Source organism: Kribbella sp. NPDC026596 (genome assembly GCF_040638415.1).
Lineage (GTDB): Bacteria > Actinomycetota > Actinomycetes > Propionibacteriales > Kribbellaceae > Kribbella.
Genome location: NZ_JBEZYF010000004.1, coordinates 138,758 through 153,787, shown reverse-complemented (window position 1 = coordinate 153,787; position 15,030 = coordinate 138,758). Strand labels below are relative to the sequence as shown.

General features: G+C 68.8%; 12 protein-coding genes and 1 pseudogene. 6 read left to right on the top strand and 7 right to left on the bottom strand.

Annotation, left to right across the window (positions count from 1 at the left end):
- Positions 1–31 precede the first annotated feature (31 nt).
- The 5 genes from AB0E63_RS04800 to paaN form a co-directional block, all read right to left on the bottom strand.
- Positions 32–1,312: an ABC transporter substrate-binding protein gene (locus AB0E63_RS04800; RefSeq protein ID WP_360361424.1), complete on the bottom strand. Its 1,281-nt coding sequence runs from the start codon at positions 1,310–1,312 to the stop codon at positions 32–34.
- Between the two features lie 205 nt (positions 1,313–1,517).
- Positions 1,518–2,549, bottom strand: coding sequence for a zinc-dependent alcohol dehydrogenase family protein (locus AB0E63_RS04795; RefSeq protein WP_360361422.1), 1,032 nt, complete (start codon positions 2,547–2,549; stop codon positions 1,518–1,520).
- A 10-nt stretch (positions 2,550–2,559) separates the two neighbouring features.
- Positions 2,560–3,078 (bottom strand): flavin reductase family protein, encoded by a 519-nt coding sequence (locus tag AB0E63_RS04790; RefSeq protein WP_360361421.1) that lies wholly within the window; start codon positions 3,076–3,078, stop codon positions 2,560–2,562.
- Between the two features lie 13 nt (positions 3,079–3,091).
- Positions 3,092–4,459, bottom strand: a complete 1,368-nt coding sequence (locus AB0E63_RS04785; RefSeq protein ID WP_360361418.1) for a serine hydrolase domain-containing protein — start codon at positions 4,457–4,459, stop codon at positions 3,092–3,094.
- A gap of 293 nt (positions 4,460–4,752) precedes the next feature.
- Positions 4,753–6,423, bottom strand: coding sequence for a phenylacetic acid degradation protein PaaN (gene paaN, locus AB0E63_RS04780; protein ID WP_360361415.1), 1,671 nt, complete (start codon positions 6,421–6,423; stop codon positions 4,753–4,755).
- An 88-nt stretch (positions 6,424–6,511) separates the two neighbouring features.
- Here paaN and paaI point away from each other — a divergent pair, with 88 nt between their 5' ends.
- Genes paaI through paaK form a run of 3 tightly spaced genes read left to right on the top strand, consistent with a single transcriptional unit; the run spans position 6,512 to position 9,451 of the window.
- A complete protein-coding gene (gene paaI / locus AB0E63_RS04775; protein ID WP_360361412.1) occupies positions 6,512–6,940 on the top strand; it encodes a hydroxyphenylacetyl-CoA thioesterase PaaI in 429 nt (142 codons plus the stop codon).
- Positions 6,940–8,139 carry a 3-oxoadipyl-CoA thiolase gene (gene pcaF, locus AB0E63_RS04770; RefSeq protein WP_360361410.1) on the top strand — a complete coding sequence of 400 codons (1,200 nt, stop codon included), beginning with the start codon at positions 6,940–6,942 and terminating at the stop codon, positions 8,137–8,139. The genes paaI and pcaF overlap by 1 nt, the downstream gene beginning before the upstream one ends.
- A gap of 10 nt (positions 8,140–8,149) precedes the next feature.
- A complete protein-coding gene (gene paaK / locus AB0E63_RS04765; RefSeq protein WP_360361407.1) occupies positions 8,150–9,451 on the top strand; it encodes a phenylacetate--CoA ligase PaaK in 1,302 nt (433 codons plus the stop codon).
- Between the two features lie 63 nt (positions 9,452–9,514).
- Here paaK and AB0E63_RS04760 read toward each other — a convergent pair.
- Positions 9,515–9,724 (bottom strand): annotated as a pseudogene (locus AB0E63_RS04760) (hypothetical protein); the annotation flags it as partial.
- A 267-nt stretch (positions 9,725–9,991) separates the two neighbouring features.
- Here AB0E63_RS04760 and AB0E63_RS04755 point away from each other — a divergent pair.
- The 3 genes from AB0E63_RS04755 to AB0E63_RS04745 all read left to right on the top strand — a co-directional run bounded on the left by AB0E63_RS04755 (position 9,992) and on the right by AB0E63_RS04745 (position 11,763).
- Positions 9,992–10,525, top strand: a complete 534-nt coding sequence (locus AB0E63_RS04755; protein WP_360361405.1) for a DinB family protein — start codon at positions 9,992–9,994, stop codon at positions 10,523–10,525.
- A complete protein-coding gene (locus AB0E63_RS04750; RefSeq protein ID WP_360361403.1) occupies positions 10,522–11,034 on the top strand; it encodes a DinB family protein in 513 nt (170 codons plus the stop codon). The genes AB0E63_RS04755 and AB0E63_RS04750 overlap by 4 nt, the downstream gene beginning before the upstream one ends.
- A 102-nt stretch (positions 11,035–11,136) precedes the next feature.
- Complete coding sequence (locus AB0E63_RS04745) at positions 11,137–11,763, top strand: TetR/AcrR family transcriptional regulator (RefSeq protein WP_360361400.1); 627 nt, start codon at positions 11,137–11,139, stop codon at positions 11,761–11,763.
- A gap of 6 nt (positions 11,764–11,769) precedes the next feature.
- On the opposite strand, the gene AB0E63_RS04740 is transcribed toward AB0E63_RS04745, so the two are convergent.
- Positions 11,770–15,003 (bottom strand): BTAD domain-containing putative transcriptional regulator, encoded by a 3,234-nt coding sequence (locus tag AB0E63_RS04740; RefSeq protein WP_360361397.1) that lies wholly within the window; start codon positions 15,001–15,003, stop codon positions 11,770–11,772.
- Between the last annotated feature and the right edge of the window lie 27 nt (positions 15,004–15,030).

Genomic DNA, 15,030 nt, shown 5'->3' with positions numbered 1-15,030 from the left:
ACCACGTCACCGGTCCTCAACTCGCCGCACATCAGCTCGTCTTCATCGCATTGGCGAGCGCTGTCTGCAGCTTGGCGACGTCCGGGCTACCGCTGAACTGGCTGATCGCGGACAGGATGTCGTTGTTCTGACCCAGCGTGCAGGCCGCACCGTGGGCGCAGGACGGCACGATCGTGTTGCTCTTCCAGTCCGCCATCGCCGTCTGCTGGTACTTCGGGTAGTCCGCCGGGTTGGCGTCCGACCGGGCCGGGATCGAGCCCTTCTTGGTGTTGAACGCCTTCTGGCCCTCGGCCGAGCCGACGGTCTTCAGCCAGCACTTCGCACCGTCGGGGTCCGCGCCGCCGGTCGGCAGCGTGAACGAGTCGGCCAGGAACTGGAAGTCGCCCGAGGTGCCCGGCGCCGGCCAGTAGGTGTACGCCGAGTCCGGCACCTTGTCGGCCAGCTGCTGCGCGGCAACCCAGTCACCCATCAGCGTGTAGCCGGCCTGGCCCTTGTTCACGTACCCCAGCGCGTCCGGCCAGTCGATCGCCTCGCGGTCGGCGTTGGTGTAGGTCAGCAGCGTCTTATACTTGTTCAGCGCGGCAGTCACGTCCGCACCGGTCCAGTCGGTCTTGCCGTCCCACAGACCCTTGAACTTGTCCGGGCCCAGCTCAGCCAGCAGTACGGCCTCGACCAGCATCTCCTGGGCGAAGCCCTTGGAGATGGCCAGCGGCGCCTTCACACCGGCGGCCTTGAGCTTGTCCATGTCCGCGATCCACGCGTCGACGCTCGCCGGCGCGGTGGCGCCGTCGATGTTGGCCTTCTTCAGCACCGTCGGGTTGGCCCAGACCACGTTCGCCCGGTGGATGTTGGCCGGGATCGAGTAGATCTTGCCGTCGACGGTCAGGTTGTCGATCAGGTTCTGCGGGAAAGCCTTGTCCAGCCCGTAGTCCTTGTACAGCTGGCTGACGTCGTCGACCTGCCCGGCGTTGATGTAGTCCTTCAGCTCCGCACCGGCGTGCGCCTGGAACGTCGACGGCGGCTTGCCCGCCTGCAGGTCGTTGGCCAGCACCTGCTTGGCGTTCGCCCCGGCGCCACCGGCGACCGCGGAGTTGACGAACTTGAAGTCCTTGCAGTCGGTGTTGAACACCGAGACCATGCCGTCCAGACCGGCCTTCTCGCCACCGTCGGCCCACCAGGTGAAGACTGTGACGTCCTTGCTCGCGGAAGAGTCCCCGCTGCCGCCGCTGTCGTCGCTGTTCCCGCAGGCGCTCACCGCGAGAAGACCCGCTGCACCCACCAGCGCCAGGGTCTTACTCAGACCACCACGCATGATTCACTCTCCGATCAGTTGATGGAGCCGCCTGTGACAACGATGCCCCCTTGACGGTGCAACTCTGGACATGCCGCGCGCCGAGTGTCAACGCTCCGCGCAGGCGCGTTGCGCAGACGTGACCCCACGCGATTCACTGGTGTGAGAGCGCGCACATTCCACGCCCGATCGGGCACTGTGCGCAGTCCGGTTGCGCGAAACTTTCCTACGGACGCAGGAGAACCTTGATCGCCCGGCGTTCGTGCATGGCTTTGTAGCCCTCGGCCACTTCTTCCAGCGGCAACTCCAGGTCGAACACCTTCCCGGGGTCGATCTCGCCGGCCAGCACGTCGGCCATCAGGGCCGGGAGATACGCCCGCGCCGGCGCCATCCCGCCGGCCAGTCCGACGTTCCGCCGGAACATGGTCCCGAGCGGGACCTCGACCCCGTGCGGTACCCCGACGAAGCCGACCGTCGCCCCGGCGCGGGCCACGTCGAACGCGGTCGTCATCGCCTGTCCGGTGCCGACACACTCGAGTACGGCGTCCGCGCCGACCCCGTCGGTCAACTCCAGTACGGCGTCCCGCGCGGCGTCACCGCGTTCGGCAATGATGTCCGTGGCACCGAACTCCACCGCCAGCTTCTGCCGTGATTCGTGCCGCGACATCGCCACCACCCGCTCGGCGCCCATCCGCGCCGCCGCGAGTACGCCGCACAGCCCGACCGCACCGTCGCCGACCACGACCACCGTGTCGCCGGCCTTCACCCGGGCCGCCCGGGCGGCATGCCACCCGGTGCCCATCACGTCGGAGAGCGTGAGCAGTGAGGGGACGAGCGAGTCGTCCGGCACCTCGGGCGTCGCCACCAGCGTGCCATCGGTGTACGGGAGCTTGACGTACTCACCCTGGCCGCCGTCGGCCTGGTCGCTGCCGAAACCCGCCAGGTTCTGGCAGGCGCTCTGGTAGCCGGCCAGGCAGTGTGGGCAGGTGCCGTCGCTGATCACGAACGGCGCGATCACGAAGTCGCCCGGCCTGACCGTGCTGACCTCGCTGCCGATCTCCTCGACGATGCCGACGAACTCGTGGCCGATCCGGCTGCCCGGGCGGATCTTGTTCTCGCCGCGGTACGGCCACAGGTCGGAGCCACAGATGCATGAGGCAACGACTTTCACCAGCGCGTCGGTCGGCCCGCCGATCGCCGGATCCGGGACGTCTTCCAGCCTGATGTCGTACGGCGCATGAATCGTCGTGGCACGCATGGGTTCAACCTTAGATCGTCGTGTAGCGGCCGCGGCGGTGGACCAGGGGTGGGATCTCGTCGGGGGCCAGTTCGACGTGCGCGATCTCGAGCTGGACCTGCAGCGCCCAGCCGGCCTTCGGCGGATCGGGTGAGAGCAGCGTGCACCCGGCCCACGTACTGACACCGACCGGGGCGGGGCCCCACTCCGTGTCGATCCAGTCGATCAGCCGGAACGGGCCGCCGGGCGCTGGAGCGACGAAGCCGAACGCGTCGGCGAGCTGTTGATGTGGTGCACCGAGCAGCGACACCACCGCGGTCCTTGCCTCACGCAACATTTCCCACAGGTCCGAGTCCGGGTCGATCAGTCCGATCACGGACCCGGGCTCGCCGTCAGCCACCAGCATCGACGACACCGTGAGCCCGGCCCGCTTGCCGCCGTACGCCGTCGTCCAGAGACCGACCGGTGACGGCAGTCGCCCGCGCAACCGCCGTACTGGACTCCGCTCGGACTCGGGCGGCAAGAACGGGTGATCGCCGTGGATCGTCATACCCGCAACTTACTTACCGCACGGTGACCCGGGTGGGCAGGGTGAAGGTGTCGATGGGGAGCGAGAGCAGGCCGCTGGAGCCCCGGACCGACTCGGGCTTGCCGTCGGCGTCGAAGGTGTAGCGGTAGGTCTCGCCGTACGAGCCGTAGCCGGAGCCGCCGGTGACGCGCAGGTTGTCGCCGTCGGGTTCGAGCGTGGTGGGCTCGGCCGCCGGGTCCGGGGAGGTCGGGTCGATCGCGTACAGCCGCCCGCCGAGCACGACGATGTCGGTCACGCCCCAGAGGTTCGCGAACCGCCCGGTGAACCGGCCCAGGCCGTCGGCAGCGCCGCGGTCCTCGGACGTGGCGAGGTCGATCAGCTTGAGCGCCGCCTCGGCCAGCGAGGTGGCCGGGCCGTCGATCGCGTTGGTCAGCACGGACACCGCGAGCCGGCGTTCGCCGTCGACGAAGGTCTTGGTGATGTGCCCTGGGTACCCACCGGCGTGACCGAAGACCTCACGGTCGCCGACCTTCGTCACCTGGAGGCCGAGCCCGTACCGCGGCCCGTCCTCCTTGCCGGTCTTCCACAGCGGGTGCTGCATCTCGCGCTTCGACTTGTCCGTGAGCAGCCGGTCGTCACCGGGCAGGTGCGCGGAGAAGTAGGTCACCAGGTCGCGGGCGTTGCCGAAGAACCCGGTCGCCGAAGCCAGGGCCCGGGTGTCGACGTGCTCGATCGGCACCCGCTGGTCGGCGTACGCGAGCGCGCTATAGCCCGCGGCGTACTCACCCAGCCGGGCCGGATCCAGCTCCGGCCCGAGCCCGGACAAACCGAGCTTGTCCACGATCGCGGTCTGGACGTAGGAGTTGTACGACGTCCCCGCGGCCGCCTCGACGACGAGACCGAGCAGGCCGTAGCCGATGTTCGAGTATTTGAAGCGGTCGTTCTCCGGCAGCACGGCCGACGACTCCTGCCGCAGCACCGCGAGCAGCTCGTCACGGTCGGGGAAGCTCGTCTCCAACTGCCACCAGTCGGCCGCCTGGCTGTCCCGGGTAATGCCACCGGCGTGCGCCAGCAGCTCGCGGATGGTCCGCTCACCCAGCGGCGTGTCCACGATCTCGGTGACATGCTGGGACGCCTTGTCGTCCAGGCGCAGCCGGCCCTGCTCGACCAGCTGGAACACGGCCGTCGCGGTGAACGTCTTCGAGTGCGACGCGATCCGGAACAGGTGCTGCTCGGTCAGCGGTACGGCGTTCTCCACGTCGGCGAAACCGTACGCCGCGGAGAACGCGATCCCCTCCCCGGCGTACACGGCGGCCTGGACCCCCGGCACCCGCTGGTACCGCTGATTGAAGGCCAGCCAGCTGTCGTAGTAGGCAAGTGCCTCGGTCAAGCTCGGTGTCACGGCGGTCTCCTGGACGGGTCGGCGGATGGCGGTACCACTGTCATATCCTCCGTTTCAGGGTCAGCTCAACGACGCTTCGGCAGCAACTTCAACACCGCGAGTCCCACGAACAGGGGCGTACGGCGCGGTGGCCCGGTTGAGGCCGTAATCCCGGAGGTTCTCGAGTGCTCCGCGCTGCCAGCGCAGTCGCCTGGTTCAGGCCGCCCGCCTTCTTGTCCACGTTGCCGACCGTCTCGAAGACCTCCGCACCCGCGGACAACTCACTGTGAGTGCACGATCCCTTCTCAGCGAGATCACGCAGTGTGTCGGCGGGACTGAATGACGCGGAAGCGACTCGCAACGTAGGCGCCGTCGGTGAAGGTCGCGTTGGCGGCCGGATTGGCGCCGGTGCCGTGGAAATCGCTGAAAGCAGCCGATTGGTTGACGAACACCTGGCCGGTCAGGTTCTCCGACAGTGCGACACCGGCGTCGAGCGCGGCCTCGCGGGCCTCGTCGAGCACCTTCGCGTCGGTGGAGTAGATCCCGGCCGTCATCGCGCCGCCCTCGGTGACGGTGGACCGGAACAGCTCGATCGACTCGGCGGTGTCGGCGGTCTTGACCAGGAACGACACCGGCCCGAAACACTCCCGCCCGTACACCTCGGCGTCCTTGGCCTCGATCGCGACCAGGAGCGGAGTGCGGACCACCGCATCCGGGAAGGCCGGGTGCTTGATCGCGCGCGACTCCAGCACGACCTCGCCGTACTCCGGGGCGAGCTCGAGCCGGCTGATCACGGCCTGGTTGACGATGCCGCCGAGGATCTCGACCGCACGGGCGTCGTCGCCGAGCAGCTTGCTCATCGCGCCCGCGATGCCGGCGCCGACCTCGTCGAACGACTTGTGGCCTTCGTCGGTCTCGATGCCGCCGGCCGGGACGAAGATGTTCTGGGTCGTGGTGCACATCTGGCCGGAGTACAGCGAGAGCGTGAACGCCAGGTTCCCTGTCAACGCTTTGAAAGAGTCGGTGGAGTCGATGATGACCGCGTTCACACCGGCCTTCTCGGTGAAGACGGTCGCCTGGGTCGCGTTCTGCTCCAGCCACTCGCCGAACTCACTGCCGCCGGTGAAGTCGATCAGCTTCACCTCGGGCCGGGTCGCCAGCGGCTTGGCCAGGCCGTCGCCGGCCCGCTCGACGGCCAGGGTGACCAGGTTCGGATCGAAGCCGGCCTCGGCGAGCACCTCTCGGCACACCTCGACGGTGATCGCCAGCGGCAGGACGGCCAGCGGGTGCGGCTTGACGACCACGGCGTTGCCGGTGACCAGGGAGGCGAACAGGCCCGGCCAGGAGTTCCAGGTCGGGAAGGTGTTACAGCCGATCACCAGCGCGACGCCGCGGCCGGTGACGGTGAACGTCTTGGTCATCCGGATCGGGTCGCCCTTGGCGGGCTTCTCCCAGACCGCCTCGGCCGGGTAGCGGTTCATCTCCTCGTACGCATACGCGACCGCCTCCAGCGCCCGGTCAAGGGCGTGCGCGCCGCCGGCCTGGAACGCCATCACGAACGCTTGACCACTGGTGTGCTGGACCGCGTTGGCCAGCTCGAAGATCCGCTTGTGCAAGCGGTCGAGGATCTCCAGGGTCACCCCGGTACGGACGTCGATCCCGGCCCGGCGCCAGTCCGCGATGCCGTTCTGGGCCGCCGCGAGCAGCTCATCCAGCCCGTCCTCGACCACGCGCGGGTAGGAGACGTCCATGGTGATCCCGTACGGCGACTGCTCGGTGACGACCGTGCCGCGGCTCCCGGGGGTCTCCAGGGCGTACGCCGTACCGCGGTGGGCCTCGAACGCGGTCTTACCGTCGGCCGCCGCGGTCTCGCCGTACACCCGCGGGCTCGGCGACTCGGGGAAGGCAGAGTGGTACCCGCGGCCGCGGATCGCGGTCAGAGCGGCGTCGAGGCGTTCACGATGAGCGGCGAGCAGATCGGTCATAGTGCGATGTTACAGTCGTTGACGCAACCGGCAATAGAGTGTCACAAACCTTCTTCTCGACAGGGCAGCTTCTCGATAGGGCAGATCCATGGGTGACGGACTGGCGGCGCGGGTGGCCGCGGCGATGTGGGCGGAGGACACCGCCAGCGCCGGCCTGGGTATGCGGCTGGTGGACGTCGCCGACGGTATGGCCCGGATCGAGATGCCGGTGCGCGAGGACATGGTGAACGGGCACGGGATCGCGCATGGTGGATTCGTGTTCTGCCTCGCCGACTCCGCGTTCGCCTTTGCCTGCAACGCCCGCAACCAGGTCACCGTCGCGCAGGCCTGCGACATCGTCTTCGTCGCCCCGGCCCGGCGCGGGGACCTGCTCGTCGCCGAGGCCCGCGAGCGAACGGCGTTCGGCCGGAACGGGATCTACGACGTGACCGTCCGGCGCGGCGACGAGGTGATCGCCGAGTTCCGCGGCCGGAGCCGGCAACTGTCCGGCACGATCATTGGTTCGGAGGATTCATGATGCGTGAGGCCTATCTCGTGGACGGCGTCCGTACGCCGATCGGACGGTACGGCGGTGCGCTCTCCGCGGTCCGGCCCGACGACCTGGCGGCGCACGCCATCTCGTCGCTGCTGAACCGGCAGGCCGTCGACCCCGCGCTGATCGACGACGTCATCCTCGGCTGCGCGAACCAGGCCGGCGAGGACAACCGGAACGTGGCCCGGATGGCGGTGCTGCTGTCCGGCCTGCCGGTCTCGGTGCCGGGTACGACGATCAACCGGCTGTGCGGATCGGGTCTGGACGCGGTCGCCTCGGCGGCCCGGTCGATCATTGCCGGAGACAACGACATCGTCGTGGCCGGTGGGGTCGAGTCGATGTCACGAGCACCTTTTGTGATGCCTAAGGCAACGACTGCCTTCTCCCGGCAGGCCGAGATCTTCGACACCACGATCGGCTGGCGGTTCGTCAACCCGGCACTCAAGGAGCAGTACGGGATCGACTCGATGCCCGAGACCGCGGAGAACGTCGCCTCGGACTACGGCATCTCTCGCGAGGACCAGGACCTGTTCGCGCTGCGGAGTCAGCAGCGGGCAGCCAAGGCTCAGGCCAACGGGCGGCTGGCCGAAGAGATCGTGGCCGTCGACGTGCCGGGTAAGCGTGGCGCGATCACCGTCGTTGATGCCGACGAGCACCCGCGGGAGACTTCACTCGAAGCCTTGGCCGCGCTGAAGACTCCGTTCCGCTCGCCGGGCACAGTCACGGCGGGCAACGCGTCCGGAGTGAACGACGGTGCCGCCGCGCTGCTGGTGATGAGCGGCGAGGCGGTCGAGCGGCACGGGTTCACCCCGCTGGCGCGGATCGTCGGTACGGCGGCCGCCGGGGTGCCGCCGCGAATCATGGGGATCGGGCCGGCACCCGCCACCCGCAAACTTCTCGATCGCACCGGTGTCGCACTGGCCGACGTCGGCGTGATCGAACTGAACGAGGCGTTCGCCTCACAGTCCCTCGCCGTACTGCGCGAGCTCGGTCTGCCCGACGACGCCGAGCACGTCAATCCGAACGGCGGCGCCATCGCCCTCGGCCACCCGCTGGGGATGTCCGGCGCCCGCCTCGCCCTCACCGCCGCCCTGGAGCTTCGCCACCGCGACGCCGGGTACGCGCTGGCAACCATGTGCATCGGCGTCGGCCAGGGCATCGCGACCCTGCTCGCCCGTCCGTAGGAGGAGTTTCATGCTCGGTGAGGCTTGCCCCGAGGAACTACGGGACGCCGGTGAGCGGCTGTCCGTCGACGAACTCCGGTCGCGTCAACTGTCGTTGCTACAGGCAACTGTGCGGGGTGCGTACGAGAACGTTCCGCACTATCGCGCCGCTTTGGACGCGGTCGGCTTCAAGCCCGGGGATTTGCAGGAGCTCTCCGACCTCAGCCGATTGCCGTTCACCGCGAAGAAGGATCTGCGGGACAACTATCCGTTCGGGATGTTCGCCGTACCGCGGTCCGAGGTGGTGCGGGTGCACGCCTCATCGGGTACGACGGGACGGCCCACCGTGGTCGGGTACACGCGGCGGGACCTGGACAACTGGGCGGATCTGATGGCGCGGTCGATCCGGGCCGCCGGCGGGCGTGCGGGCGATGTGTGTCATGTTGCCTACGGCTACGGTTTGTTCACCGGCGGCCTCGGTGCGCACTACGGAGCCGAGCGGCTCGGGTGCACCGTCGTACCCGTGTCCGGTGGGATGACGGAGCGGCAGGTCGATCTGATCCGGGACTTCGGTGCGCGGATCATCATGGTCACACCGTCGTACTTCCTGTCGATCGTGGACGAGATGGCCGCACGGGGGCTGGATCCGCGGGACACGTCGCTGCGGATCGGGATCTTCGGCGCCGAGCCGTGGACCGAGCAGATGCGTACTGAAGTCGAGCAGCGCACCGGGATCCACGCGGTCGACATCTACGGACTGTCCGAGGTGATGGGGCCGGGCGTCGCGCAGGAGTGCGTCGAGACCAAGGACGGGCTGCACATCTGGGAGGACCACTTCTACCCAGAAATCATCGACCCCGTCACCGGCGAGGTCCTCCCCGACGGCTCCGAAGGCGAACTCGTCTTCACCACCCTCACCAAAGAGGCCTTCCCCGTCCTCCGCTACCGCACCCGGGACCTGACCCGCTTGCTCCCCGGCACCGCCCGCCCCGGGATGCGCCGGATGGAGAAGATCACCGGCCGCACCGACGACATGATGATCGTCCGCGGCGTGAACGTCTTCCCCACCCAGATCGAGGAACAGATCCTCCTGGTCGACGGCCTCACCCCTCACTACCTCTGCATCCTCACCCGCCCCAACCGCCTCGACGAACTAACCGTCCAGGTAGAAGCCGCCCCCGACCTGACCGACCGCGCCACCGCAGCCACCAACCTCTCCCGCCGCATCAAGGACCGAGTAGGCGTCACGGCCACCGTCGAGGTCCTCGCCCCCCACGCCCTGGAACGCTCCCTGGGCAAAGCCAAACGAATCCGCGACGACCGCAACATCTAAACCCGGGGTGCTACAGGAGGACTTCGGACTGGGGTAGCGCAATGCGAGTGCGGCCTCGCCGATCGCCTGCAGGGACAGGCCGGCCTGGCGCAGGTGCCGCAGCATGTGGGTTTCGACCAGACCGGCGAAGGTGATCGTCGGCTCTCCGCGACTACCACTGCGAGCCTCGAGCGCTCCCGAACGCAGCCAGTCGCCGAGCGTGGTCGCGGGCAGTCCGAGGTGGAGCGCGACCTCGGCACGGGTGTAGAGCGGCAGGTCGAATCGTGGATCCACGTCTCACCTCGATGCGCGGTGCCGGCGCCGTACTCACCCCGAGCATGCCATCCCCCGGATCTCACTTTGTGCACCCACCGACCGTTTCGCGGCCGGAAATATGGTTGCTGGGTGCACAAGGTGGGGGTGTACGGTGCTCGTGCCGGTGGACGACACCGCCGGCGGCGGAGAGGAGGTGAGCGCGATGTCGAGTCCGACAGTCGTGCTGCCTGTCCGCCGTACCCGCGGTTGAGACCGGGTGGCTCCCATCACCACAGGAGCTTTCGAATGACCGAAGTACAACGTCCTCCGCTGACCGCCGATGAGCGCGTTCAGCTGATCGGATGGCTCGACCTGCAGCGTTCCTTCGTCCGGATGAAGTGCGAAGGGCTGAGCGAAGAAGATGCCCACCGCAAGGTTCTCGGGACGTCACCGTTGATGACGATGGCGGGACTCGCCGCGCATCTGCGCTGGAACGAGTGGGCCTGGTTCCAGCTCAACCTGGTGGGCGTACCCGACACCGGCCAGAGTCCGTGGACCGAAGGTGGTCACCCGGACGCGGAGATGTTCGTGGACGACGTACCCCTCGCCCAACTGCTCGACGAGTACGACGCCGCGTGCACGCGATCCAACGAGGCCATCGCCACGCTGTCCCTCGACACGGTCGAGCAGGGCCCGTACGCCGCCAAGGGGGACGCCGCCTCACTCCGCTATATCCTCTGCCACATGATCGAGGAGACCGCCCGCCACGTGGGCCATATGGACATCATCAGAGAGCTCCTCGACGGCCGGACCGGCTACACGAAGCCGGACGAAGCATGAGGCCGCCGCTGACCGCCGACGAGCGGACCCAGTTGACCGGCTGGCTCGAGCACCTCCGGTCGCTCGTCCGGACGAAGTGCGAAGGTCTGAGCGAGACCGACGCGCACCGGAAAGTGCTGCCGACCTCGCCACTGATGACGGTGGCGGGACTCGTGGCCCACATGCGCTGGGTCGAGTACTCCTGGTTCACCATGAACCTCTTGGGTACGCCGGACACCGGCCAGACCCCGTGGACCGACGAGGGCCACCCCGACGCGGAGATGTTCGTCGACGAGGTACCGCTCGCCCAGCTGCTGGACGAGTACGACGCGGAGTGCGCGCGATCCAACGAGATCGTCGCCGGCTTCGACCTGGGCGACGTGGAGCGGGCCGAGGTCCGCGACTCCGGTCAAGCGTCGGTCCGGTACATCCTCTGCCACATGATCGAGGAGACCGCCCGCCACCTGGGGCACCTCGACATCATCCGGGAACTCCTCGACGGCGCGACCGGCTACGAGAAGATGAACTGAGCCTGACCGGGTCGGTCTTCGCGGAGACTGACCCGGTTACAGCTGCGCCGCACGGTGGATAGGATGTCCGACATCTGGCACGGGGTAGCGACAAGAGGTGTGATGAGGGAACCCTCCGTACGCCGTTATTCCGGGCGGTCGGTCGAGGAGTGGAAGGCTGCGCGCCGGGAGCGACTGCTGGCCGCGGCACTGGAGTTGTTCGGGACCGAGGGCTATCCGGCGACCTCCGTGGAACGCCTGTGTACACAGGCGAAAGTGTCGACCCGGCACTTCTACCACGAGTTCCAGAACAAGGAGGCCGTGCTACTCGCGGTGCACGCGCAGGTCATCGAGCTCGCCGTCCGGAGCACTGGCGACGCGCTCCGCGCGACCGCGGACCGACCGGTCCGGGAGCGGATCACGGCGGCCGTCGACGGGTACCTGCGGACGATCATGACGGACCTGCGCCGGGCCCGGATCTCGTTCGTCGAGGTGGTCGGTACGAGTCCCGCGGTCGAGGAGCAGCGGATCGCGTTCCGGGAGCTGCTGATCGGCAGTGTGCGCGACCTCGGCGACACCGCGGTCGAGCGCGGCGAGATCAAGCGCAAGGACTTCCGCTTCCTCGGGCTGGCGTTCTTCGGTGCGGTCAACACCGTCGTCTACGACTGGATGCTGGCCGATCCGCGTCCGCCCGAGCAGAAGGTGCAGACGTCGTTGCGGGAGCTGGCTGTCCAGCTGATCACGAGCTGACCGGCGTCACGACGAGCTGAGGCGCTTGCGGAGCTCGGCGACCGCCTCTTCCGGGGTGAGCGATGCGCCCGCGTCGTACGCGGCGTCGAACGCTTCGTTGCCCAGGGCATCGTGCAGCCGGTCGGAGGTGCTGCGGACGTCGGCGTCCGGGACGGTCCGCATGCCCCGCATCGCGGCCGCCAGCCCGAGCGTACGCGCGGCTTGCTCGGTCTCGCCGGCCCGCAACTGCACGTCCGCAGAGGCCTCGATGATGATCGAGGCCAGCGGCATGTCCTCGGTGGTGAGGGCGAGTTCGACCGCCTGCCGGTCGTAGCGCAGGGCCGTCTCGAGCTCGTCCCTGGCGACGTGCACCCGGCTCAGGTTGGCCAGCAGCATCGCCTGGCCGTGCGGCGCCATCCGCTCCGCCTCGAGGTCGAGCATCGAGTACGCGCGTTCCGCGAGTTCTTTGGCGTCGTCGAGCCGGCCGGTCCGGCGGGCGATCCGCGACATCCCCAGGTAACCGAGCGCCTGGCCGGCGCGGGAGCCGGTCTCCTCGGACAACTGCATGGCGCGCTCCAGATCCGCGCGGGCGCCGTCCAGGTCACCGAGCTCGATCCGGCTGGCCGCGCAGGAGCCGAGCAGTTGCGCGAGGCCCTCGGTGGTGCCGAGCTCCTCGACCAGCCCGATCGCCTCGCGCAGTGAGGCGAGTGCATCCTCGTGGTCGCCGAGATTGCCCTGGTAGCTGGCCAGGCCTCGCAGCGCCAGCGACGTACCGAACCGGTCGCCGATCGCCCGGAAGCCCTCGAGCGCGATGGCCAGGTCGGCCGCCATCTGCTCGACCTCGCCGTCGTTCTCGCGGAACATCGCGGTCATCATCACGCCCATGTTCCGGGTCCACGGGTCGTCGTGCTCGCGCGCCGCCTCGAGCGCCCGGAAGCACCCGGCCTTGTCCCGCCGGACCGCCGCCCACACCGCGTTGGTGAACAGGCCGACACCGGACTCCGCGACCTGCGCATGACGCCGGCTGAGCCAGCGGACCTCGGCCAGCCCGCGGATCACCCGGGGGAACGACCCGGCCTGGTCGTCACCGGTGGACAAGGTGCCGAGCGAGAGCAGCATGACCGCCATGGCCCGGTCCAGCGGAGAACTCGGACCAGGTACGGCGAGTGCCGCCTGCATCCAGTTGACCGCCTCGGCCGGGCGGCCGCTCATGTTCCAGTACTCACCGAGCGCGGCGACCATCTGGACCGCGCTCCGCGCCGAGCCGCTGTCGATCGCGGTCCGGAGGGCGTCGAGCAGGTTCTCGTTGTCCGCGGTCAGCCGGGCGATCCACTGGATCTGTTCGCCGGTGAACAGTTTCGGCCGCGCCCGCCGCAGCATCCGGCTGAAATACATCGTGTGGGCGTGCCGGAACCGGTCGTACTCACCCGAGGCCTTCAACTGCTCAGCGCCGTACGCGCGAACTGTCTCGAGCATCCGGTAGCGCACCGAGCGGTCGTCGGCCGCGGCTTCGACGAGCGATTTGTCGACAAGTGACGCGAGGACGCCGAGCACGGCCTCAGCCGGGAGTTCGTCATCGCTGCAGATCTGCTCGGCGGCGTCCAGCGTCGCGCCGCCGGAGAACAGGGACAGCCGCCGGGCGACCGCCTGCTCTTCCGGATCGAGCAGATCCCAGCTCCACTCGACCACGGCACGCAGGGTCTGGTGCCTCGGCAGCGCGGTCCGCGAGCCGCTCGTCAGCAAGCGGAACCGGTCGGCCAGCCGGTCGACGATCTGCGGCGGGGTAAGCGCCCGCAACCGTGCCGCCGCCAGCTCGATCGCCAACGGCATCCCGTCCAGCCGGCGGCAGATCTCGGCGACTGCCTCACGGTTGCCGTCGTACAGGGCGAAATCGGGTCGTACGGCGCGGGCGCGGTCGACGAACAGCTGCATCGCCGGGTATTCGTCGTCGACGCTGTTCTCGGGCGGCATGCCCAATGGCCCGACCGGATGCAGGTGCTCACCGGGAATGCTCAGCGGCTCGCGGCTGGTCGTCAGCACCCGTAGCCGCGGGCAGGCGGCGAGCAGCGAGTCGACCAGGTCGGCGACCTCCTGCACCAGGTGCTCGCAGTTGTCGAGGACGAGCAGCACGCGGCGATCGCCGATCACCTCCACGAGTCGCTGGGTCGCCGCGCGGCTGGTCGGGAACGGCTGGGTGAACTTCGTCCGCGGCAGATCGACGTACTCGCTCGCACCCAAGGTGGACAGCACGGCCGGCGCCACATCGGCCGCGTCACCGAGCGGGGCGAGTTCGACGAACCAGATGCCGTCGCCACTCTGGTCCACCAGAGTTCGGCCGGTCTCCGTTGCCAGTCTGGTCTTCCCGGCGCCGCCTGGGCCGACCATTGTGACCAGTCGAGTCCCGTTGCTGAGCAGTCGGGCAAGCTCCGCCACATCATCGCGCCGGCCGACGAAGCTCGTCATCGGGGCTCTGAGGTTGCTGCGGGGAGGTGCAGGCGGTGCGACCGGTACGGCGTTCGTCTTCGCGGCCGGATCGACCGAGTCCCCCCGAAGTATTGCGACATGCAGGTCGCGCAGCCGGGTGCCCGGGTCGGCGCCGAGCTCGTCGGCCAGTGTGGTGCGGACACGTTCGTACGCCGCTAGTGCCTCAGCTTGCCGGCCATCGGCGTACAGGGCTCTGATCAGGAGCTCGTGGAGACGTTCGCGGAGCGGGTGGGTGATGGCGAGGTGTTCGAGGTCGGTGATCAGGTCACGGGCGTGACCGCAGGTGACCGCGGCCTCGGCCAGATCCTCGGTGGCGGCGAGCCTGAGCTCGGCCAGGCGGTCCGCCTCGACCGCGGCGAACGGCAGGTCGCGTAGGTCGGTGAGGGCTTCACCGCGCCAGAGCTTGTCGGCCTGGGTGAGTAGCTTGTGCGCCTGCTCCGGGTCGGACGCGAGCAGGCCGCGACCACGCCGTACGAGGTCTTCGAACTGCAGGGCGTCGACACAATCCGGGCCGATGGTCAGCGTGTAGCCGGCCGGGCCGGATTGGACCGAGATGCTCGACTCGGTCGCCGGGAGGCCGGCGCGCAGCCGGGAAACGAGTGACTGCAGAGCGTTCGCGCTGGGCGCCTCGCTGCCCCACAGGCCGTCTACCAGGGTGTCGACGCTCACCGGCCGGCCGGCACTCAGCGCGAGGCGTGCGAGCAGGCCGCGCAGCCGGACTCCGCGGACGTCCAGCGGAGTCCCGTCAGCCGCCCACATCGCGAGAGGCCCAAGCACCGCTATGCGCACCCCACCAGCCTCGCA

What these genes read in the sequence shown, in the direction of transcription:
- AB0E63_RS04800 (WP_360361424.1), bottom strand. Translation starts at nt 1,312, where the DNA reads ATGCGTGGTGGTCTGAGTAAGACCCTGGCGCTGGTGGGTGCAGCGGGT.
- AB0E63_RS04795 (WP_360361422.1), bottom strand. Translation starts at nt 2,549, where the DNA reads ATGCGTGCCACGACGATTCATGCGCCGTACGACATCAGGCTGGAAGAC.
- AB0E63_RS04790 (WP_360361421.1), bottom strand. Translation starts at nt 3,078, where the DNA reads ATGACGATCCACGGCGATCACCCGTTCTTGCCGCCCGAGTCCGAGCGG.
- paaN (WP_360361415.1), bottom strand. Translation starts at nt 6,423, where the DNA reads ATGACCGATCTGCTCGCCGCTCATCGTGAACGCCTCGACGCCGCTCTG.
- paaI (WP_360361412.1), top strand. Translation starts at nt 6,512, where the DNA reads ATGGGTGACGGACTGGCGGCGCGGGTGGCCGCGGCGATGTGGGCGGAG.
- pcaF (WP_360361410.1), top strand. Translation starts at nt 6,940, where the DNA reads ATGCGTGAGGCCTATCTCGTGGACGGCGTCCGTACGCCGATCGGACGG.
- paaK (WP_360361407.1), top strand. Translation starts at nt 8,150, where the DNA reads ATGCTCGGTGAGGCTTGCCCCGAGGAACTACGGGACGCCGGTGAGCGG.
- AB0E63_RS04755 (WP_360361405.1), top strand. Translation starts at nt 9,992, where the DNA reads ATGACCGAAGTACAACGTCCTCCGCTGACCGCCGATGAGCGCGTTCAG.
- AB0E63_RS04750 (WP_360361403.1), top strand. Translation starts at nt 10,522, where the DNA reads ATGAGGCCGCCGCTGACCGCCGACGAGCGGACCCAGTTGACCGGCTGG.
- AB0E63_RS04745 (WP_360361400.1), top strand. Translation starts at nt 11,137, where the DNA reads ATGAGGGAACCCTCCGTACGCCGTTATTCCGGGCGGTCGGTCGAGGAG.